The organism is Peribacillus faecalis, from assembly GCF_014712675.1.
Taxonomy (GTDB): Bacteria; Bacillota; Bacilli; order Bacillales; family DSM-1321; genus Bacillus_AD; species Bacillus_AD faecalis.
In genome coordinates, this window is sequence record NZ_JACXSI010000066.1 from 55,611 (window position 1) to 76,243 (window position 20,633).

General features: G+C 40.9%; 20 protein-coding genes. 11 read left to right on the plus strand and 9 right to left on the minus strand.

Going from position 1 to position 20,633, the window contains the following annotated elements; genetic code table 11:
* Positions 1 to 28 precede the first annotated feature (28 nt).
* Positions 29 to 2,947, plus strand: coding sequence for an EAL domain-containing protein (locus tag IEO70_RS18390; RefSeq protein WP_190999832.1), 2,919 nt, complete (start codon positions 29 to 31; stop codon positions 2,945 to 2,947).
* 87 nt (positions 2,948 to 3,034) lie between these two features.
* Here IEO70_RS18390 and IEO70_RS18395 read toward each other — a convergent pair whose 3' ends face one another.
* On the minus strand, positions 3,035 to 3,604 hold the full coding sequence (locus IEO70_RS18395; RefSeq protein WP_190999833.1) for a DUF2777 family protein: 570 nt from the start codon (positions 3,602 to 3,604) through the stop codon (positions 3,035 to 3,037).
* Positions 3,605 to 3,779: 175 nt separating this feature from the next.
* Between IEO70_RS18395 and asnB the strand changes: the two genes are divergently transcribed.
* The gene (asnB, locus tag IEO70_RS18400) at positions 3,780 to 5,627 is read left to right on the plus strand and encodes an asparagine synthase (glutamine-hydrolyzing) (protein ID WP_190999834.1); all 1,848 of its coding nucleotides are present in this window, start codon (positions 3,780 to 3,782) and stop codon (positions 5,625 to 5,627) included.
* A gap of 397 nt (positions 5,628 to 6,024) precedes the next feature.
* Here asnB and IEO70_RS18405 read toward each other — a convergent pair whose 3' ends face one another.
* On the minus strand, positions 6,025 to 7,401 hold the full coding sequence (locus tag IEO70_RS18405) for an MATE family efflux transporter (protein WP_190999835.1): 1,377 nt from the start codon (positions 7,399 to 7,401) through the stop codon (positions 6,025 to 6,027).
* Between the two features lie 221 nt (positions 7,402 to 7,622).
* Between IEO70_RS18405 and IEO70_RS18410 the strand changes: the two genes are divergently transcribed.
* On the plus strand, positions 7,623 to 9,074 hold the full coding sequence (locus tag IEO70_RS18410; RefSeq protein WP_206711655.1) for an alpha-amylase family glycosyl hydrolase: 1,452 nt from the start codon (positions 7,623 to 7,625) through the stop codon (positions 9,072 to 9,074).
* Between the two features lie 109 nt (positions 9,075 to 9,183).
* Positions 9,184 to 9,393 carry a group II intron maturase-specific domain-containing protein gene (locus IEO70_RS20095; RefSeq protein WP_328820975.1) on the plus strand — a complete coding sequence of 70 codons (210 nt, stop codon included), beginning with the start codon at positions 9,184 to 9,186 and terminating at the stop codon, positions 9,391 to 9,393.
* Positions 9,394 to 9,668: 275 nt separating this feature from the next.
* Here IEO70_RS20095 and IEO70_RS18420 read toward each other — a convergent pair whose 3' ends face one another.
* Positions 9,669 to 9,797, minus strand: coding sequence for a DUF3941 domain-containing protein (locus tag IEO70_RS18420; protein ID WP_190999837.1), 129 nt, complete (start codon positions 9,795 to 9,797; stop codon positions 9,669 to 9,671).
* Positions 9,798 to 9,859: 62 nt separating this feature from the next.
* Positions 9,860 to 10,720, minus strand: coding sequence for a DegV family protein (locus tag IEO70_RS18425; RefSeq protein WP_190999838.1), 861 nt, complete (start codon positions 10,718 to 10,720; stop codon positions 9,860 to 9,862).
* A 201-nt stretch (positions 10,721 to 10,921) separates the two neighbouring features.
* Between IEO70_RS18425 and IEO70_RS18430 the strand changes: the two genes are divergently transcribed.
* Positions 10,922 to 11,767 carry a YitT family protein gene (locus IEO70_RS18430; RefSeq protein ID WP_190999839.1) on the plus strand — a complete coding sequence of 282 codons (846 nt, stop codon included), beginning with the start codon at positions 10,922 to 10,924 and terminating at the stop codon, positions 11,765 to 11,767.
* Between the two features lie 73 nt (positions 11,768 to 11,840).
* Here IEO70_RS18430 and IEO70_RS18435 read toward each other — a convergent pair whose 3' ends face one another.
* From IEO70_RS18435 to IEO70_RS18445, 3 genes are all read right to left on the minus strand, one after another.
* On the minus strand, positions 11,841 to 12,026 hold the full coding sequence (locus IEO70_RS18435; protein WP_190999840.1) for a DUF3813 domain-containing protein: 186 nt from the start codon (positions 12,024 to 12,026) through the stop codon (positions 11,841 to 11,843).
* Positions 12,027 to 12,028: 2 nt separating this feature from the next.
* Positions 12,029 to 12,181: a hypothetical protein gene (locus IEO70_RS18440; protein ID WP_190999841.1), complete on the minus strand. Its 153-nt coding sequence runs from the start codon at positions 12,179 to 12,181 to the stop codon at positions 12,029 to 12,031.
* A gap of 83 nt (positions 12,182 to 12,264) precedes the next feature.
* On the minus strand, positions 12,265 to 13,092 hold the full coding sequence (locus tag IEO70_RS18445; RefSeq protein ID WP_190999842.1) for a Cof-type HAD-IIB family hydrolase: 828 nt from the start codon (positions 13,090 to 13,092) through the stop codon (positions 12,265 to 12,267).
* 128 nt (positions 13,093 to 13,220) lie between these two features.
* On the opposite strand from IEO70_RS18445, the gene IEO70_RS18450 reads away from it, so the two are divergent.
* Entirely contained in the window at positions 13,221 to 13,979 is a 759-nt protein-coding gene (locus tag IEO70_RS18450; protein ID WP_190999843.1) for a prolyl oligopeptidase family serine peptidase, read from the plus strand.
* 66 nt (positions 13,980 to 14,045) lie between these two features.
* Positions 14,046 to 14,354 (plus strand): metal-sulfur cluster assembly factor, encoded by a 309-nt coding sequence (locus IEO70_RS18455; RefSeq protein WP_190999844.1) that lies wholly within the window; start codon positions 14,046 to 14,048, stop codon positions 14,352 to 14,354.
* A 341-nt stretch (positions 14,355 to 14,695) separates the two neighbouring features.
* Here IEO70_RS18455 and IEO70_RS18460 read toward each other — a convergent pair whose 3' ends face one another.
* Together IEO70_RS18460 and IEO70_RS18465 are read right to left on the minus strand one after the other, a co-directional pair.
* Entirely contained in the window at positions 14,696 to 15,145 is a 450-nt protein-coding gene (locus IEO70_RS18460) for a DUF523 domain-containing protein (protein ID WP_190999845.1), read from the minus strand.
* Between the two features lie 89 nt (positions 15,146 to 15,234).
* Complete coding sequence (locus IEO70_RS18465; protein WP_407949737.1) at positions 15,235 to 15,930, minus strand: Crp/Fnr family transcriptional regulator; 696 nt, start codon at positions 15,928 to 15,930, stop codon at positions 15,235 to 15,237.
* A 413-nt stretch (positions 15,931 to 16,343) separates the two neighbouring features.
* On the opposite strand from IEO70_RS18465, the gene argC reads away from it, so the two are divergent.
* Genes argC through IEO70_RS18485 form a run of 4 tightly spaced genes read left to right on the plus strand, consistent with a single transcriptional unit; the run spans position 16,344 to position 20,567 of the window.
* On the plus strand, positions 16,344 to 17,378 hold the full coding sequence (argC, locus tag IEO70_RS18470; RefSeq protein ID WP_190999847.1) for an N-acetyl-gamma-glutamyl-phosphate reductase: 1,035 nt from the start codon (positions 16,344 to 16,346) through the stop codon (positions 17,376 to 17,378).
* Positions 17,379 to 17,395: 17 nt separating this feature from the next.
* Positions 17,396 to 18,625 carry a bifunctional ornithine acetyltransferase/N-acetylglutamate synthase gene (argJ, locus tag IEO70_RS18475; RefSeq protein ID WP_190999884.1) on the plus strand — a complete coding sequence of 410 codons (1,230 nt, stop codon included), beginning with the start codon at positions 17,396 to 17,398 and terminating at the stop codon, positions 18,623 to 18,625.
* Positions 18,626 to 18,636: 11 nt separating this feature from the next.
* On the plus strand, positions 18,637 to 19,407 hold the full coding sequence (gene argB / locus IEO70_RS18480) for an acetylglutamate kinase (RefSeq protein ID WP_190999848.1): 771 nt from the start codon (positions 18,637 to 18,639) through the stop codon (positions 19,405 to 19,407).
* Positions 19,404 to 20,567 (plus strand): acetylornithine transaminase, encoded by a 1,164-nt coding sequence (locus IEO70_RS18485; protein WP_206711650.1) that lies wholly within the window; start codon positions 19,404 to 19,406, stop codon positions 20,565 to 20,567. Before argB ends, IEO70_RS18485 begins: the two co-directional genes overlap by 4 nt.
* Positions 20,568 to 20,633 lie beyond the last annotated feature (66 nt).

Consider the following 20,633-nt stretch of genomic DNA (forward strand, 5'->3'; position numbering starts at 1 on the left):
ATACACTTATTAAGCGTGGTGACGTATCTTGGCGAAATCTCTCAATTATTTTTACGATGACAAAGATCGTTTACAAGCATTCATAGAAGAACAAGAGCTTCAAGAGCAGAAGAGTTTGCTCGTGCAGATTTTTGCTGGAAGCAAAGATGAAGCTGAGATTAAGTCTGTCACAAAAACCGTAAAAAAGCTATTGCCGAAAAGTATCGTAATTGGTTGCACAACGAAGGCGGAGTTGGCAAATGGCTATATTTATTCAAATGAAATCATTATTTCGTTTACTGGTTTTGAGCAGACAAAAGTAGAGAGTATCCTTTTGAATAAAAATCAGTTTGGCAGCAGCCGAGAAATGGGGCAATATGCAATTAGGCAATTGGCCGGTCCGAAGTCGAAATTGCTGTTTCTCTTTACCTCGGTGTTGGATGAAGAGCTGACAGAGCTATTAGAAGGCATCATTGATGAGAAAAAGAACCTAACCGTTGTAGGAGGGATTGCCTATAATCGGGGTGCTTCATCATCGTTTGTTTTCAATGAACAGGAAATTGTCTATGAAGGTATTGTGGCAGCAATCCTGCACAATGACGATTTGCAAGTTACATCGTTCGAAGACCAAAGTTGGACACCAATCGGTTCAAGTTTTGAGGTAACGAAAGCAAACAATACCGTCATTTATAGTATAAACGGGCGAAAACCTTCGCAATTGCTGAAGCGCTATTTAGGGGAGTATTTCTTTAATAAATTGCCGGACAGCAGTTCAGAGTTTCCGCTTCTGAAGATAGATAGTGATGGGTTAAAACCGTTATTTATAAAGAGTATTTTGCCTTATGGAGCGATTGAGGTCAGCGACAGAATAGAGGAAGGGGATGCTTTAAGCTTTTCTTACGTCAATATCGCTGATGGCATCAGGCAATCTGAGCTGATGCTAAAGAAAATGGCTAGACAGCCAACAGAGTCAATTTTTGTCTATTACGACCTTGCTAAAATGCGACTTCTGAAGGGGTTTGCACAAGAAGAGCTGCGAATGCTTTTGACGTTCGGCAGTCAAAGCGGATTCTTTTCCTATTGCCGCTTCACAGACAAAATGTACGGAAAGGAAGAATATATCGGGCAATTCCCTTCTATTGTCGGCATCTCTGAAAGCGCATTTGTTCCTAAAAGAAGCGGTGTAAAGTTGACATTCAGCAATACACCTGAAATGCAGCCTCTAATGGTACTGTCTCATTTAATCGAAGCCACAACCAGCGATATTAAGCAATTGAATGGAGAATTATTCGAATCAGAACAATACTTTAAAACGTTGTTTGAAAACAACAACGATTTTATTTTTGCGACTGATCTAAAGGGGAAGTTTACACGGGTAAATAAAAGCTTTCTGAAAGTATTTAACGTGAAGACAAGTGAAATCATCGGCAAATCGGCAGAGAAATTTTTGAAATCAGATGATGAAGAGAAGTTGGTTCTTTCTTTTGCGAAGTCTTTAGATGGTCAGGTTGAGTATTATGATATTTCAGTTGAAAAAGCAGAAGGACGCTTAGAGCACTTTCATGTAAAAAATATGCCTATCACCATTAACGGTGAAGTAATGGGGATTTTTGGCATGGGACGCAATGTGACAAAGCAGAAGCAAATTGAAGAGGAACTTCTTAAGTTAGCTTATTACGATGTGCATACAGGCTTACCGAACCGCAATAAATTTTCGGAGATTTTGAAAGAGCACTTAACTAGAGCCAAAAAGAAGAAAAGAGAGTTAGCTGTTGTTTTCATCGATTTTGATCGCTTTAAAGTAATCAATGATTCTTTAGGGCATTATGCAGGCGATGTGATTTTGAAGAAGCTGGCAAAAAGGCTGAAAAGAGTCACGCCGTTAGGATCGTATTTAGGGCGTTTTGCCGGTGATAAATTCGCTTTAGTGATAACGAAGCAAGTTGACTTGGAAGAGATTCAAAGAGTGACAAAAATGGTGAATGAGGTCATTGCTGAACCAATTGAGCATGGCGGTCAAGAATTTTTTATAACATCGAGTATCGGTGTCGCGCTTTTCCCGGAAGATGGAAGGGATGCGGATTCACTTTTGAAAAACGCGGACATTGCAATGAACCGAGGCAAAGCTCAGGGCGGAGGACAACTTGTCTTTTATTCAGATGAAATGAATGAGCAGGCGCTGAAACGCTTCGAGCTGGAAAGCTATTTAAGAAGAGCGCTTGAAAAAGAGGAATTTTTTATTTGTTATCAGCCATTGATTGATTTGAATACAGGGGATGTTTATGGAAGTGAAGCACTTATTCGCTGGCAACATCCTGTCAAAGGACTTGTTTCGCCTGCTGACTTTATTCCGTTAGCGGAAGAAACCAGACTAATTGATGACATTGGCTATTGGGTGCTGAACACCGCTTGTGCTCAAAATAAGAAGTGGCAGGATTTGGGGTTTGGAAACTTACTGATTTCTGTCAATGTGTCCGCCTACCAGTTTCAGCAGCCGCATTTCCTTGAACGGGTGAAAAAGGTATTGGCTGATACGGGTCTTGATCCGAAATATTTGCAGCTAGAGTTGACGGAAAGCATGATGATGAATAAAGTCAATTACAGCATTTCCATCATGCAGGAGTTAAAGAGCATCGGGGTGAAGGTTTCTATTGATGACTTTGGAACGGGCTATTCATCTTTGAGTTATTTAAAAAATTTGCCGATAGATAGCTTAAAAATTGACCGTTCCTTTATTAACAATTTGAAGCAGGAAACATCGGATATGGCCATTGTTGAAGCAATCATTATGATGGGGCATGGCTTGTCCGTGAAAGTGGTGGCCGAAGGTGTGGAAAAAGAGGAACAAATGTCATTGTTAAAAGAAATGAAATGTCATTATGTGCAAGGATATTACATTGATCGGCCTTTAAAGACTGAAGATTTCGAACGTGGAATAGCAGAGAAATTAAAAGTGAATGTGAATTGATTTTTATACTTCAAAATAATTGAAAAAAGGACCGGTGCCGGTTTTTCTCATGACAAATAGTACACCTGATGAGGGGTGTACTATTTGTTATGAGACGGGATTCAGTTTTTCGATTACGATTCTTTTGCCGGTGTTTTGCGTGAATTCGAAACGGTCATGCTCCTTAGATGAATAGACGAAATGATGTTGTACAGAGCAGACAGACTGGCCGTTATCAAAAACGAAGAAATTAACTCCGCTGCAATTTTTTTTGTCGCGCAAAAAAGTTAGCTGATTATATCCGTAAATACAGTCATATACAGAGTAGTTGAGCGAGTTTAATGTCATGATGAATTGGAAAAAAGAATCGTTATTTAGCTCCTCAAGTAAACGCTCGAACGAATATTGGAGACTTTTTTTAATCCGTACTTTTTCTTGATGCAATAAAGACAAATTTTCTTTTCTCACAGTAATTGTTCCAAGTTCGGACAGATATCCCTTACGCCAGCGATTTCCTCTGAAGATTTCCATTTCTCTTTGCAAGTAGTCCTCGAGCGGGTAGGCCTCATCATTTTCATCATTAAAAAATATCCACTGATCATTTATATATTCGACAATGCCGGGTGTAAAGGACCGCAATTGCCGTTTTAGAAGTTCTTCTCTTTGCTGTTGATTCATTTTTTACCCTCCAGTTTCAATCAATAACCGAGTTTCTTTCTTTATCATTTTTCAATAAAGGCATTAACACATTTTTTCCATTTGCATAGGCTATTAGACATAATAACTGCTTTATTTGATTAGCTGTTTAATGGAGAACCAGTGAATCAATTTACTGTTGGAAAGGATGATGTATATGTGTGGAATCACTGGTTGGGTAGATTTTTCACGCAATATGGAAAATGAGAAAGAAGTCATCTCGTTAATGTCTGATAAGCTTTCATTAAGGGGGCCGGATGACAGCAATGTATGGGCTGTAACACATGCCGGTTTCGGACATAAGCGATTAACGGTTGTTGATCCGATTGGAGGAAAACAGCCGATGACGATTTCTTCTCATAAGGGCAGGTATACAATCAGCTATAATGGTGAGTTGTACAATACAGAAGATTTACGAAAAAACCTGCTAATAAAAGGATATTCTTTTAAAGGTCATTCTGACACTGAAGTTCTGCTAACTTCTTTTATAGAATGGCAAGAAAATGTAGTTGAATACTTAAATGGCATTTTTGCTTTCGCGATTTGGGACCATGAGAAGCAGTGTTTATTTGCTGCGAGAGATCGATTAGGAGTAAAGCCTTTCTTTTATCGTGAAGAAGGAAAGGGAATCTTGTTTGCTTCTGAATTAAAGGCGATACTAGCTCATCCGAATGTGAAGGCAGAGCTTGACCGCGAAGGAATGGCTGAAATATTTGGTTTGGGACCTTCGCATACACCGGGAAGCGGCGTATTTCGCGGCATAAACGAACTGCGTCCGGCGCATGCGCTCCGTCTTTCTAAAGAAGGATTGAAAGTATGGCGCTATTGGGATGTGAAAAGCGAACAACACCACGATTCGCTGGAGGAAACAACGGAAAAAGTGCGTAATCTTGTGAAGGATGCTATTAAAAGACAGTTAGTATCCGATGTGCCGCTCTGTACGTTCTTATCAGGAGGCATTGATTCAAGCATTATCACGGCTGTGGCAGCAGAGGAATATAAGCAGGAAAATATGCCGAATTTGCACACGTATTCCATCGATTATGAAGGCAACGAGCTTTATTTTAAAGGCAATACATTTCAGCCGAGTGCTGATGAGCCATGGATTCAAATGGTTTCACAGCATAGCGAAACCGTTCATCATCGTTCGATTGTGACACAAGAAGAATTGGTCAATGGTCTGCATGCGAGCATGATTGCGAAAGATTTGCCGGGCATGGCTGATATTGACTCTTCGCTGTATTGGTTTTGTAAAGAAGTGAAAAAGGATTTTGTCGTCAGTCTTTCCGGTGAGTGTGCGGATGAGATTTTTGGCGGTTATCCTTGGTTCCATAACCCGGACAGCAATGGAGATCTGTTCCCGTGGATTCGCTCCACTAAAGAGCGTACTAACTTTTTGAAAGACTATTATCAAGATAAGCTGCAAATTGAGCAATATGTGAAGAGCAAGTATGAGGCGACATTACAGGAAACGCCGGTGTTAGAAGGAGAGAGCGCAGAAGATATGAAACGCCGTCAACTGTTTTACAGCAATCTCCATTGGTTTATGACGACGCTGCTTGAAAGGAAAGACCGCATGAGTATGGCTGCGAGCCTTGAGGTGCGTGTACCATTCGCCGATCACCGATTGGTTGAGTACGTTTGGAATATACCGTGGGAAATGAAGATGACGGGCAATCGTGAAAAAGGCATCCTTCGCAAAGCGATGGCAGGGGTTTTGCCGCATGAAGTGCTGGAGAGAAAGAAAAGTCCGTATCCAAAAACGCACCATCCATTTTATACAGACAAAGTAACAGAGCTCTTACAACGTTTACTTGAGAAGCGGAGCAGCATGCTTCATGAATTTTTCAAGAAGGATCAGCTTAATGATTTAGTATCATCGAAGGGCGCAAGCTTCCATATCCCATGGTTCGGCCAATTAATGACCGGCCCACAGTTACTCGCCCATTTGGCGCAGATGGATATGTGGTTTGAGGAGTATAATGTAAATATTGTAGAGTCGTAGAAAAGCCGTCACCGGTCCTTTTTCATCATGGATATGCTCCATAGAATCACCTCGATGAAAAAGGAGCCATGCGGTAGGACTAAGATGAATCACACGAGAAACCCGGTTTTGGTTTCACGGGGGAGGCAGCTTAGGCCCGAGCATGGCAGGTGTAAGGTTAGACAATAGAAAAACGGTCACCGGTCCTTTTTCAAGTTTCTTCTTATGCCTAATTCCAGTGCAAAACCAGTAGACCAATCTGTTGTTTATAAAGCCCTCGGGTTTAATCGGTCCACTTTTTACGATAATCAATCCAGATTGGCAAGTAAATAGGTCCAGATTTCACATTAATCGGGCTGCTTTAGTAAATATTCAGTCCATCTGGCTCTTCGTAAGCATCGAAAAGAAACCAAGCCGCTCAGCTTACGGCTTGGTTTTTTATGTCGATATTTTCTTGTTTTTGAGTGAAGCTCTTCGTCATCCACACTCTTGATTTCCATCGTTTAAGCATCAGAATGCCTCGCAGCCATTCATCAAGTGCGAAGGCGATCCAGACACCGATTAACCCGAGACCAAGCTGGATACCGAGAATATAAGAAAAGAAGACGGCTATTCCCCACATTGATATAATGCCGACGATTACAGGGAATTTCACATCGCCTGTTGCCCGCAATGAATTAATAATGACAATATTAAAAGCACGGCCTGGCTCGATGATCACCGTAATCCAAAGCAGAAGTCCCCCTAATGCAATAATGTTTTCATTCGTAGTGAAAAGCGAAAATAGCTGTTCAGAAATTAGCGAGAATACTAGTGCGCAAACAAAGGAAACGATAATGCCGAAGCGTAAACTTTTCAAGCAGCGAGAGTAGGCTTCCTCAAATTTGCCGGCACCGATCAGATGGCCAATTAAGATTTGTGAGCCTTGACCGATAGCGATAGCAAATAAGTAAATGAACATCATCAGATTGGTTGTATACACTCTCGTCGTCAACGCTTCTGTGCCGAGCATCGTAATAAAGAATGTGATTGCCATTTGCGAAGCGTTGTATGATAACTGTTCACCGGCAGATGGCACGCCGATTGCCAGTAAATTTTTGAAATGCTGAAGCGGCATCTTGAAAACGCGAAGAAAGTGAAGTTTTTCCGGAATGCGTTTCACTAAAATGTACATAATGACGAATAATCCGACGAAACGGCTGATTGTTGTAGAAAGGGCTACACCTTCCACGCCTAGAACAGGAATGCCAAACGGCCCGAAAATAAATAAATAGTTTCCCAAAATGTTAAGTAAGTTCATACCGATTGTGACGTACATAGCATCTTTCGTAAAGCCGTAGCTTCGTAAAATCGCTCCTGCCGTCATAATTATTGCTTGAATGAAGGCGAAACCACCGACTACGCTCAAATACGAATGGGCTTCCCCCATTAATTCTTCAGGCAAATCCATAAGATCCAGCAATTGTTTGCTCATTAAAAAGACAAAGATACTTAAAATGAGACCGAAAACAAAGTTCGCGACAAGTGAGATGACGGAAACTTGATTAGCGGCAACCGAATTTTTGGCGCCCAAATTTTGCGCAACCAGAATTGCTGTTCCTGTTGCGATGAAACCGAACATCACGACAACAAGCGATAATATTTGGTTAGCTACCCCAACTGCCGCGACGGAATTATCGGAATAGAGGCTAAGCATTAATGTATCAGCGTTCCCCATCAAAATATGAAGAAACAATTCAATAAATAAAGGCCAAGTAATGGCGAATAATGTCAAGGTCTTCTTTTGATCTTGCATGCCAATCCTCCGTGTTATTTCTAGTTGTACAATTGGTCACATCCATTCATCATAGTATGTTGAAAAATGATTTGCAATGCCCATATATTGTTACTTTTAGTATACAGATTCACAAAGGTTTCGGTTAAATATATGGAAAGTTCTTTCATGTTTGACTAATATAGGAAGAGAAGGATAATCTAGAAGAATGGGAGATTATGAAATAGGGGGAGCGCAAGGTGATGAAAAGAGCGATATGCTTGTTACTCATGCCATTTCTTCTGATCGGCGGTCTGCATACGAGCGCATTAGAAAAAGAAGATAGATTATGGCAGGATGAAACAATCTATTATATTTTGGTAGACAGATTTCTGAATGGCGATGAAAGCAATGACTTTGAAGTCGATTTGCAAAATACAGAAGCCTATTACGGAGGCGACTTTGCAGGAATTATTGAAAAACTGGATTATTTGAAAGATATGGGCTTCACAACAATCGCGTTATCGTCGATTTTTGATAATGGAGGCAAAAGCTATCGTGGCGATCAAGTTATCAACTTTTACGAAACGGAAAAGCATTTTGGAACAATCGCAGAGCTTCAGCAATTAGTGAAGGAAGCGCATAAGCGAAATATGAAAGTAATGCTGGAGTTTGTTGCTGATACGGTCAGTTCAGAGCATGAATGGGCTGAAAAGAGTAGTTATTTTCATGGGAATTCATTTAAGCTGAATCATATGAATGAGCAACTGTCAGAAGAGCTGATTGCCGCTGCCGGATGGTGGGTGGAGAAAGCAGATATTGACGGTTATTATATTAATCATACACAGGCGGCTCCAAGTATATTTTGGGATGCTTTTTCTGAAGAAGTGAAAGATTTGAAATCAGATTTTTACATATTGGGAAGTGTGACAGAAGGGTCGGTTTTTGAAGAGAAGAGCTTTGACGGCATGGTTGATCTGCCCTTAATGGAAGAGCTGCGGTCAGCATTTGCCGATATTGATGTCAACTTGACTAAGACAATCGACGCAACTGAGAAAGCGTTGACGCAATATTCTCACCCGGAGCTAAACGGCACAGCTTTAGATACAATTAGCACGGCCCGTTTTACACATGATATTTTAGAAACCGACCTTTACCCGGGGACACGCTGGAATTTGGCTTTAGCTTATACATATACTACACCGGGAATTCCATTTGTTTTGTATGGTTCAGAAATTGCATTGGATGGGGGCGCGCCTCCGGATAATCAGCAGCTGATGGGTTTCCGTGCAGATAAGGAATTGATTAATTATATTACAAACTTAGGGCGCTTAAGACAAGAGTTGCCGGCATTAACACGCGGAACATTTGAGGTGATGCATCAAGACAGCGGTATGGTAGTTTTCAAGAGGATGTATAAAAGTGAAGTTCTTCTTGTAGCCATTAACAATACGTCGAAAACGCAAGAAGTAACGATTCCGAAAGACCAGCTGGAGAATGATAAGGAGCTTCGGGGGTTGCTGAATGGTGAAATCGTCAGACAGTTGAGCGATGGTGACTATAAAATCGTTTTGGATCGAGAAGCTGCAGAAATTTATGCTATGGCGGATAAAACTGGCTTGAATATCGGCTTTATTGCGGCATTGGCAATGGTATGGCTTGGCTTTGCTCTATTCATTTATTTGGTGATGAAGCGGTCGAAGCAAAAGAGGTAAAAGGACAGCAGGCTCGAAGGAGTCTGCTTTTTTTAGTGTGCCAGGCATGGCAACTATCTAGGTGGTGAAAGTCCACTGTGGGGTTAGACAGGAAAACAAGAAATATCAAGTGAAACCACACCTGACATCCATACAGAAATTCCAAAGAAAGCTCCGGAAACTGACAAAGCGAAATTGGAGTATTCCATTAGATTACCGAATAGTGAAACTAAAACAAGTGATATTCGGCTGGGTGAATTACTTCAAAATCGCTAACATGAAAAAAGCTATGGGACGCATAGATGAGAAGCTTCACTCAAGAATCCGAGTAATTATCTAGAAGTAATGGAAGAGACCTAACAAACAAATCAAATTGCTCATCCAACTAGGAATTCCGGAGGAAGAAGCTAAAGGACTAACATACTGCCGGAAAGGCTATCGATATTGGTGTTATAGAGCGCGAAACGAAATTATAGGGTGCGAGAAGTCGAAGATAGAGTTCGAAACATAATGATAGAGCGTAAGACCTAAATATAGAGCGTAAACTCCACTCCCACCATCTTAACAGCAAATCCACAAAAGAACAGCGAACCACATGAGTCCGCTGTTTTCTAATTACAAATGATCCGTTTTCTTCGAATAGCTGTGTTTTCCAGCTTGTTTGTTTTTCATATAATGCTCGTTTTTTTCGGCATTTAAGGCATTATTGTCTTTTGCCTTTTTGTTGTTGTCTTTTGTGGCCATAATGTATATAATCTCCTTTGCCTTTTGTGGCTATTATGCTCAGAAGGCAGGGAGTCTATGCGTTAGTTAGGCAGTTTGTTCAAGAAGAAAATTGCGATTGTTCCCGGTCCGGAATGCGCACCAATCACGGCGCCGACCATTTCGATTTCGAATGAAGTTGTTCCGAATTCTTCGGCGATTGCTTCTTTCCATTCGTTAGCAGACGCAATGTCATCCCCATGGCTGATGCCGATCGTTTGTTTATCTAAATCTACACCGCGTTCTCTCATAAGCTCTAAAGTACGTTTGAACAATTTCTTTTTGCCGCGAAGTTTTTCAAGAGGAATAAGTTTGCCGTCCTCAACATCAAGCAATGGTCGGATGTTCAAAAGATTGCCGACAACAGCAGATGTTTTAGAAATACGTCCGCCTCTTGCCAAGTATTCAAGTTTTTCAACTGTGAATAAGTGCTCCATATGTTGACAATGGAAAGTGACACCGTCTATAATGTCATTCTTTGAAGCGCCGGCATTAGCCAATTCAACTGCTCTTTTCACAACTAGACCATAACCTAACGAAGCACATTTGCTGTCGATGATATCTAAATCTAAGTCAGGATATTCTTCAAGAACCTGTTCTCTAATCATGCATGCAGTTTGATATGTCCCTGACAAGTTAGATGAGAATGCTACATAAACAGCAGATTGTTTCTTTTGAGCTAACTCGGTGAATATCTTTTGGAAACGTTCAGGAGAAACTTGAGATGTTTTCGGTGCTGCGCCATTTCTCATAGCTTGATAGACTGTCGTTCCTTGTATGTCGACTCCATCTGCATATTCTTTTCCTTCAAGATTCAATTCTAATGGAATAAAAGTAGCTCCATTTTCCTTAAAATAAGATAGCGGCAAATCACAAGCACTATCTGCAAGTATATGTATAGTCATATTAACACCTTCTTAAATTGATATTTTCACTATAAAGAAAATTAATAAAGTTCATTTTTAGTTTAACATTGCACATAATTTATGAAAAGTGTAGAGTGCAAAACAAAAATTCTTTTAATGCGTAATGGATTGATTTATATTATTATGAGTGACATTTGGTTATAATGGACGAATATTGTCCGATTGAAGGAGGCTCCTTAATTGAACGTAGCTGAATTAAAGAAAATCTGTATAGTCATCTTAGGTGCATTATTAAATGCGATTGCCCTGAATTTATTTTTAATACCGGCTAATGTATATTCGAGCGGTTTTGCCGGTTTGGCGCAGCTGCTCTCGAGCATTATTGATTTATTGGGACTGCCATTCTCTATTTCGACAGGGATTATTTTATTTATTTTGAACGTGCCAATTGCAATCATCGCGTGGAAAAAGGTAGGGAAATCATTTACCTTTTATAGTTTCTTGAGTGTTGCTTTATTGACCTTATTTATGGAGATTGTTCCGGTTAAGCAAGTGTCTCCTGATATTATCTTGAATGCTGTATTCGGGGGTGTCATCGGGGCTCTTGGTGTTGGTATTACATTGAAGTTCGGTGCTTCGACAGGAGGTATGGATGTAGTAGCGTTGCTTCTGTCTAAATCGAAAGACCGACCAGTTGGCGTATACTTATTTATCTTAAATGGATTGATTATTGTTGCGGCCGGTATACTGTACGGTCCGGAAAAATCTTTATATACATTAGTTGCGCTTTATGCGACAACACGTGTCGTCGATGCGATTCACACTCGTCATGAGAAGCTGACTGTTTTTATTGTCACGAATAAATCGCAGCAATTGAAGGAAGCGATTCATGCCAAACTTGTGCGCGGAATTACGCTTATTCCAGCTAAAGGTGCTTTCACAAATGAGAACAAAGATATGATGATGATTGTTATTACGCGTTATGAGCTGTATGACATTCAGCACATTATCAGTGATGTCGATCCTCATGCATTCACCAATATTGTGGAAACTTCAAGTGTACTAGGCGTCTTTAGAAAAGATTGACATGCAAAAGGGCTGACGAAACTCCCGATCGGGTGCTCGTCAGCCCTTTTTACTTTGATTGCTTAGTCTGTTCCTAAGTTAAAGATTCCAATTCCGCCTGCAAGTCTCTAAGTTGATGCTTTTCTGCTTCAGACGAGTTAGCGTATGCTGAAGAAAGCGCATTTTTGGCTTTTTCAATGGCGTCCTCCCGGTTGAGAGGATCAGTTCGCTTCGCGTCTTCGACGAAGTCTCTAGCTTGTTGGAAGAGTAGATTGCCCATCTTTACAAGCTCCCTGATTCGGTACTGCCATAGTTGCTCGTCTGTTGCGCTTCAGCCTCTGAGAGAGTCATTCGGTAAGGGAACCTTTCGGCATGCTTGGAAACAGAATCTTTACTTTGCTGGAAAAAACGTTTTGACTTGTTACGTTTGCCCATTCGTAAACCCCTCGCAATCTAAGCATTTGACACAATTGCTGTGTCAATAATTATTGTCACCGGCTATCGAGAAATCATACCTCTTAATTAATTTTTGGCTTCTTCAAATTAAAACGGTCTTCAAGAAATAGGGCAACACCGTCTTCTTCATTGCTTGCTGTCGTAACATTAGCTATATTTTTGACTGCGGAGATGCCATTGCCCATCGCTACACCGATATTGGCATATTCCAGCATTTCTAAATCGTTATCTTCGTCACCGAATGCAATGATACGGCTTTGCGGTATATTTAAGTAACCGGCTACTTTTTGAATTCCGACAGCTTTATGCATTCCTGATTTCACAATCTCTATAACGTGGAAAGGGTCTCCCCAGCGGCGATGGTCTATTAGCTCGGCATGTACCTCTGCAAGATGCGAGCGAATTGTCGTAACGTCTTCCGGCTCGGCATGAATAAGCAAACTTGTCGGTGAATCGGGTAAATAGCTGCGCAGGTCACCGATTGTAATTTTCGGATTGCCCATGTTGAATATATCGAGCAGATGTCCATTTTGATTATGCAAATAAACGTCATCTTGAATTTCCGCAATGATATTGTGGAATGAATAAGAATTGCACGCGTCTACGATGTCTCTCGCGATTCCGATATCAAGCGGCGTGTGGAAGGAACCCCAGTTTACTGAATGCGGGTGATGAACGAGCGCACCATTAAAATTAACGATTGGTGTTTTTAAGGCAAGCTCTTGATAAAATTGTGCACTGGAACGATAAGGTCTTCCGGTTGCAATCATGACATGATGTCCTTGCTCCATTAAAGTCTTCAAAGTACCTTTTGTACGATCGGATATTGTTTTGTCGTTACGGAGAAGTGTACCATCCAAATCTAATACGATTAAATGTTGATCAGCCATAATTCCTCCTAATTAAACAGTGGTTGCAATAAGTTAAAAGTTGCATGATGTCACTTAGTTTTCATTATAATGGTAGTATATAGTATTCATTAATCATATACTAAATAATTGAGCTAGGGGAGATTAAAATGGTCGTTATCGCAAAAGAAACAGTAGGAAATATCCCTTTATTGCATGCTGTTGATGAACATAAACAGTATGATAAGCTGCCGTTGATCATTTTTATTCACGGATATGAGAGTATAAAAGAAAGAAATGTACAATATGCTTATATGCTGGCGGAAAAAGGATATCGCGTATTATTGCCAGAAGTGATTGAGCATGGCGAGCGTGGGTCGGGTCAAGTCAATCCCGCAAACTTTTGGAAATTTGTTTTAACAACTATTAAAGAATTGCCTCTAATTATGGATGAGTATGCTTCAAAAGGTTTAGTAGATGAAAAGCGAATCGGACTGGCCGGTACTTCGATGGGAGCGATTATTACATTAGGCGCGATGACACAGTATGATTGGATTCGTGTAGGCGTTTCGCTGATGGGTTCGCCTGCTTATATGGACTTTGCCCGCTACCAATTGAAAGCGATGGAGCAACAAGGAGTGAAGCTCTCATTCACCGAGGAACAATTGGAGAAACAGCTGGATATGCTGCGACCATTTGATGCTACTGTTAACATTGAGCAATTTGAAACACGTCCATTGCTGTTTTGGCATGGAGCGAAGGATGTCATGGTACCTTACAAGCAGGGGTATACTTTTTATGAGCAACTGCATGAGCGTTATGAACGAGAAAATGTGGCTTTATCGTTTATATTAGATGAACAAGCTGGACATAATGTTCCTAATAGTGGAGTTGTCGAAGTGGTGAATTGGTTCGAAAAATATTTATAAAGTGCGTAAATATTTATAATGTTACATATATTTGTTAATATGTATGTGAATAGGAGTTGATAATGAATGGATCAAGATTTAAAAGATTTAATGATGGGATCTTTGGAGCAAGTTATTGACCCGGAGTTGGGGATTGATATTGTCAATTTGGGTTTAGTATATGACATAGATTTAGACGAGGAAGGCAAAGCGACTGTAACGATGACTTTGACATCAATGGGTTGTCCATTGGCAGGAACAATTGTTGACCAAGTTAAAACAGCAATGTCCGACTTGCCGGAAGTAAAGGAAACAGAAGTAAACATCGTCTGGAGTCCGCCGTGGTCCAAGGATCGCTTGTCCCGTTATGCAAAAATCGCTTTAGGGATTTCTTAAGTAAAGAAAAACCGTCACCGGTCCTTTTTTATTTTTGATTTTGCTCCTTGATTTCACTTCAATGAAAAAGGAGCCATGCGGGAGGACTAAGATGAATCACATGAAAAACCCGGTTTTGGTTTCTTGGGCGGGATGGGAAAAAGGAACATCGGCTAAAAGCGCCACGTCCTGTGGCAACGCCAATATGACCTACATCCTGTAGGCCTCCGAGCATGGCAGGTGTAAGGTTAGACAGCAATCTAAGTTCAAAAATATATACTTTCTTATCTTTTGAAAAAACGCATCTTTCTATATAGAAGGGTGCGTTTTTGGTTTTATAAAGTTAAACTGAGTTTTAGTTCCTAACGGGGTAAATCATCTTCTCCTATTACGGTAAATCCGTTTTTTCTTAGAAGTGCAGCGGTCACGCCTTCGCCGACTTTTTTGGCTCCGGTGAAGCTGCCGTCATAAATAGCTTTGCTTCCGCAGGATGGGCTGTTCTGTTTGAGTATAACAGTCTCTGCATTATGCTGTTTAGCTATTTTTAATGTTTGGTAAGCACCCTTCAAAAATTGCTCCGTAACATCTTCACCGTTTACTGTGATTACTCTTGCCTGGCCGGTCAATACATCTGCGCCTGTTCCTCCGACTATTTCTGCCGGGTCCCGTGGAGTGCTTAACCCGCCCATTACCTCCGGACATACTAAAACAGCTTCACTTTCCTTAGTCAGATGTGTGATTTTTGAATGAAAGCATGCAGTAGCATCATATCGGCATGCTTTACCTGCTAAACAGGAACTAACGAGAATCATAGATGCACTTCCTTCCTATTAATGTAACTATGTGCATTTTAGCATATGACGGACCGTTAATCAGCGCAAATGTTTTAAGCATTGGATAGTCATTCCATGCAGCAAATTTCAATAGGGCAATTTTCACAATGGATAGCTGTTTTCAAGTACAAAATGTTATGGATAGTAATAATCCCTTTTTCGATTGATAGAACCTTCTTGGTCTTTAAATCGTTTAACATGCGATTGATGACTTCTCTTGACGTTCCGCTGAGATTGGCAAGTTCTTGGTTAGTTAACGGCAAAGTCACGATGATGCCCGATTCCGTTTCAACTCCGTAACTATTGGCAAGCCGAATCAATGTCGAATAAAGTGCTCCTTTTTTTCCGTTCATAAGTAAATCGCGTATTTTTGTTTGCGTCCTTCTATATTGTATCGAGATCCATTTCATATATGCTAATGCCGAATCGGAATCGGATTCAAGATGTTTTTCCAATGAGAGCTTGGAAACTGTTAAAACCTCACTATCCTCCAAAGCTTTTGCATGAAACATATAGGTCGGATTTTGCGAAAAGAGCAAAAGCTCTCCGACTATGTCGTTGCGTGAGCAAATTCTGAGCGTCAATTCTCGTCCGTCTGACAACAGTTTAGAAACAGCAACCGTCCCTTTTCGTATCAAATAGAGCTCATCAGGCTCTGTGCCTTCGTAAAAAATATACGTTCCTTTGGGAAAATGTTTCAATTGCGGAGAAATCTCAAAAATTTGCTGTAACGAATTCGGTATTATACGAGTTGTATGCGTCATCATGCAACAACCACCTTTGCAATTTGATAGTGGAATGATGATATGCAAATCTAAGAATGTTTACTTTTGATTTAAAAGGAAAAAATGGGGAACGTCAACCAGAAACAAAGGAGTACCGGTAGTTGTTTCTATACTGCTTTATGCATAAATACTCACTGATAATTATGATTTCTTAGTGCAGAGGTTAAACTGGCGCTTCAATGAATTAACATGAACGCTATACATAGTCCGTACATTCACCTGGTTGGTCCTTCTGGTGCATAAATTATTTCTTTAAAAGTATCATATATTGGCTACGTTCCTATTTTTCAAAAATTGTATACAATTTATAAAAATTCAATTGCATTTATTTTTATTCATGCTTATAATAGTGTAAATAAAAAATTTAGAAAATTCAGGTGGTGTGAAGTTCAATGAACGTTTCAATAATAGGTGCGACTGGATATAGCGGTATAGAATTAATCAGGCTGTTGGAGAATCATCCTCATTTTCAAATAGCGGGATTACATTCTTCGTCCGCAGCTGGCCGTCATATCCATGAAGAAAACCCGCACTTATTGCATATAACGCAAATATTGAAGGAAATCGATCCTATTAAAATTGCGAAAGAGAGCTCGATTGTATTCCTGGCGACACCATCAGGGGTTTCTGCTAAATTGGCTCCGCAATTGGAGGATGCCGGTTTGACGGTCATCGATTTATCCGGAGATTTGCGCCTAAAAGATCCGGAATCCTATAAGACTTGGTATAAAAAAGAACCTGCACCAATCCAATCATTAGAGAAAGCTGTTTATGGGTTAAGCGAATGGAATGCTGAGTACATTAAATCAGCGAAAGTAATCGCAAATCCCGGATGCTTTCCGACAGCTGCTCTTCTTGGTCTGGCGCCTATGTGCGTACAGCAATGGTGTGACGGCAACAGCATCATTATCGATGCGAAATCAGGTGTATCGGGAGCTGGAAGGACACCGCTATCGACGACAATGTTCAGTGAAGTAAATGAGAACTTAAAAATATATAAGGTCCATCAACATCAGCATATTCCGGAAATTGAACAGCAACTGCAAAGCTGGCAAGGAGATATCGGCAACATTGAATTCAGCACACATTTAGTGCCGATGACACGAGGAATTATGGCAACGATGTATGTGCAGCTGACCGAACAAGTGACGACAAAACAATTGATAGACTTATATAAAACTAGTTATGAAATGCATCCGTTCATCCGTATTCAGCAGGAAGGACTGTTTCCTTCCACTAAGCAAGTAATGGGATCAAACTTTTGCGATATCTCAGTGGCAGTGAATGAAAGAACGGGAAGAGCGACAATCGTTTCCGTAATCGATAATTTGGTGAAAGGAGCGGCAGGGCAAGCGGTGCAAAATGCCAATATAATATGCGGCCTGGAAGAAACGACAGGGCTGAAGCAAGTACCGCTATTTCCATGATCCTGCTTGTGAATAAGATGAATACATTAACGAAAAGCAACATCCAAAAGGTTGTAAACGGCAATCTATTAAGTGCGATAGGTTTTAAGGCAGGCGGCTTTCACGCAGGTCTTCGCTACAATAAAAAAGATTTAGGCATCATCGTATCTGATGTGGAAGCAAATGCGGCGGCTGTTTATACGCAATCTCTTGTTCAAGCTGCTCCAATTAAAGTAACGAAAGAAAGCATCGGCAAAAGCGGGAAAATGAAGGCTGTCATCGTGAACAGTGCTTGCGCTAATGCCTGCACAGGCGAGCAAGGTTTGCTCGATGCTTATGAAATGAGAAATGAAACAGCTAAGAAGCTAGGTGTAGAAAATCATTTGGTGGCGGTTGCTTCAACAGGAGTAATCGGTGAATACATGAAAATGGATAAAATTAAAAAAGGTATTGAAGCAATCACTTTTTCAACATCTGCAGAAGATGCAAATGCATTTGAAACAAGTATATTGACGACAGATACGGGCGTAAAAAATTGCGCATATAGTGCGGAGATTGACGGCAAGGTTGTGACGGTCGGCGGAGCTGCGAAAGGCTCTGGCATGATCCACCCGAATATGGCAACAATGCTCGGTTTCCTGACAACAGATGCTGCAATTTCTTCTTCTAACTTACAGCTGGCTTTATCACAGGCAGTTGATGCGACATTCAACCAGATTACGGTTGACGGCGACACTTCAACGAACGATATGGTCATTGTAATGGCAAACGGCATGAGTGGAACAGAAGAATTATCGCCGGTACATCCAGAGTGGGTAACTTTCGTTGAGCTTGTTCGTTCAGCGAGCGAAGATTTGGCGAAGAAGATTGCCAAGGACGGCGAAGGGGCAACGAAGCTGATTGAAGTAACGGTTGAAGGAATGCCAACTAAGGAGAACGCAAGAGCAATCGCTAAAACAATCGTCGGTTCAAGCTTAGTGAAAACTGCCATTTATGGAGCAGATGCTAACTGGGGCCGAATTATTGCAGCGATGGGAAGAAGCGGCATATCATTCAATCCGAATGAGGTAGACATTTACTTGGGCGATATTTTAATGCTGAAGAATAGCAACCCGGTCTCATTCTCAGAAGAAGCAGCGAAACTATATTTGGAGAATGCTAATATTTGTATAAAAGCCGTACTGAATGAGGGAGAAGAAAAGGGAACGGCTTGGGGCTGCGACTTGACTTACGATTATGTCAAAATTAACGCCAGCTACCGTACGTGAGGAGGATTCAAATGAAAGTACTTCTTATTAAGCTGGGCGGAAGCATCGTCCATGAATTAGAGGAACCTTTCTTTGCGAGCATTAAGTACTTGCAGGATGAAGGATTTCACGTTGCATTTGTCCATGGCGGCGGACCTGATATTGATGAAATGCTTCATAAACTGCAAATCGAGCCATCCTTCCATAACGGATTGAGAAAGACAACAAAGGATGTGCTCTCAGTTGTTGAACTTGTACTTTCCGGTAAAACGAATCGTCATATTGTTTCTTTGCTGAAAAATCACGGACTGCCAGCAATTGGTCTTCACGGTAATGATGCCATTCTTGAGGGAGATTATATCGATCAGGATACTTTAGGCGAAGTCGGGGAGATTACAAGCGTAAACAGCGAATTAATTCAGCAAGTTATGTCACTTGGTTTTATACCTGTCCTGACGCCATTGGCTGTATCGAAAACCGGTCAGACATTGAATATCAATGCAGATATGGCAGCGGGAGCGGTAGCTAAAGCGCTAAATGCTGAGAGTTGTGTATTTGTGACGGATGTGAAGGGCGTTTTGAATAATGGTGTTTTATTAGAGCAAATGACGGCAGAAGCTGCCGAGCAATTAATAGAAGCAAATGTGATTTATGGCGGAATGATTCCGAAGGTGAAGACAGCTTTAAAGACAATGGAAACAGGAATTAAGCATGTTCGGATTGTTAGCGGCAAGGATCACTTTTTTAAAAATGGCCGTTGGGTCGGCACATCGTTTTTAGAGAAAGTAGGGATTGGATTATGAGTCATGTATTTCCGACATATGCAAGATGGAATATTGCACCTGATTATGGTAAAGGCAGTTGGCTGACAGCGACTGATGGAACGACATATTTAGATTTTACTTCTGGAATTGGCGTTACTGGTTTAGGGCATCGACATCCGAAAGTAGAAGCAGCAATTATAAAGCAACTACAAAAATACTATCATACTAGCAATCTGTTTCAGCAACCCAATCAGGAAGCATTGGCCGAGCAGTTGAGCAACGTGACAGGCTTGGGCGCAGCATTCTTTGCAAACAGTGGAGCAGAAGCGAATGAAGCGGCTATTAAACTGGCAAAGAAAGCAACAGGCAAAAGTAAAGTCATCACATGCAATGGCTCATTCCACGGCCGGACGTATGCGACGATGGGAGCGACAGGGCAAGAAAAGGTTCGAATCGGATATGGACCGATGTTAAGTTCATTTGCATATGTAGATTTCAATAATAGTGAACAATTGCAGGATGCTGTTGATGATCAAACAGCGGCAATCATGGTTGAAATTATTCAAGGCGAGGGCGGAATTAATTTAATAACAGAGGCCTTTGTTGCAACAATTAACGAAGTTGCAAAGAAAACAGGCGCTTTAATCATAATTGACGAGATTCAAACTGGAGTAGGCAGAACAGGTAAGCCATTTGCATATCAGCATTTTGATATTCAGCCTGACATTGTGACAGTTGCAAAAGGGTTAGGAAATGGATTGCCAATTGGAGCGATGCTTGGGAAACAGGAATTAATTCAATATTTTGGACCAGGAAGCCACGGCTCGACTTTTGGAGGCAACCCTGTCAGCACAGCAGCTGCATTAGCAGTAGTAGAAGAAGTATTTGAAGAAGCGTTTTTGCAGGAAGTTACTACAAAAGGAGAATTTTTGAAGAAACAGCTGATAGAAAAGCTTAAAGATCAAGTTACCGTTAAAGATGTGCGCGCAGTCGGATTGATGGTCGGAATTGATTTAGTAGATAAAGTGAAGGCAGCTTCCATTATCGCAGAGCTTCAGAATCAGGCGTTACTTGTTCTTCCGGCTGGTCAAAATGTCATTCGTTTATTGCCACCATTAAATGTTACAGAAGAGGAAATTACAATTGCAGTTGATAAACTGACTGCTATTATTAAGCAACAAGTTGAAACAGCCAAGTAGGCTGCATATTTTTGGTTATCATTGAATAAAAATTCTGTATTTTAAATAAATATTCATCGCGAGAGG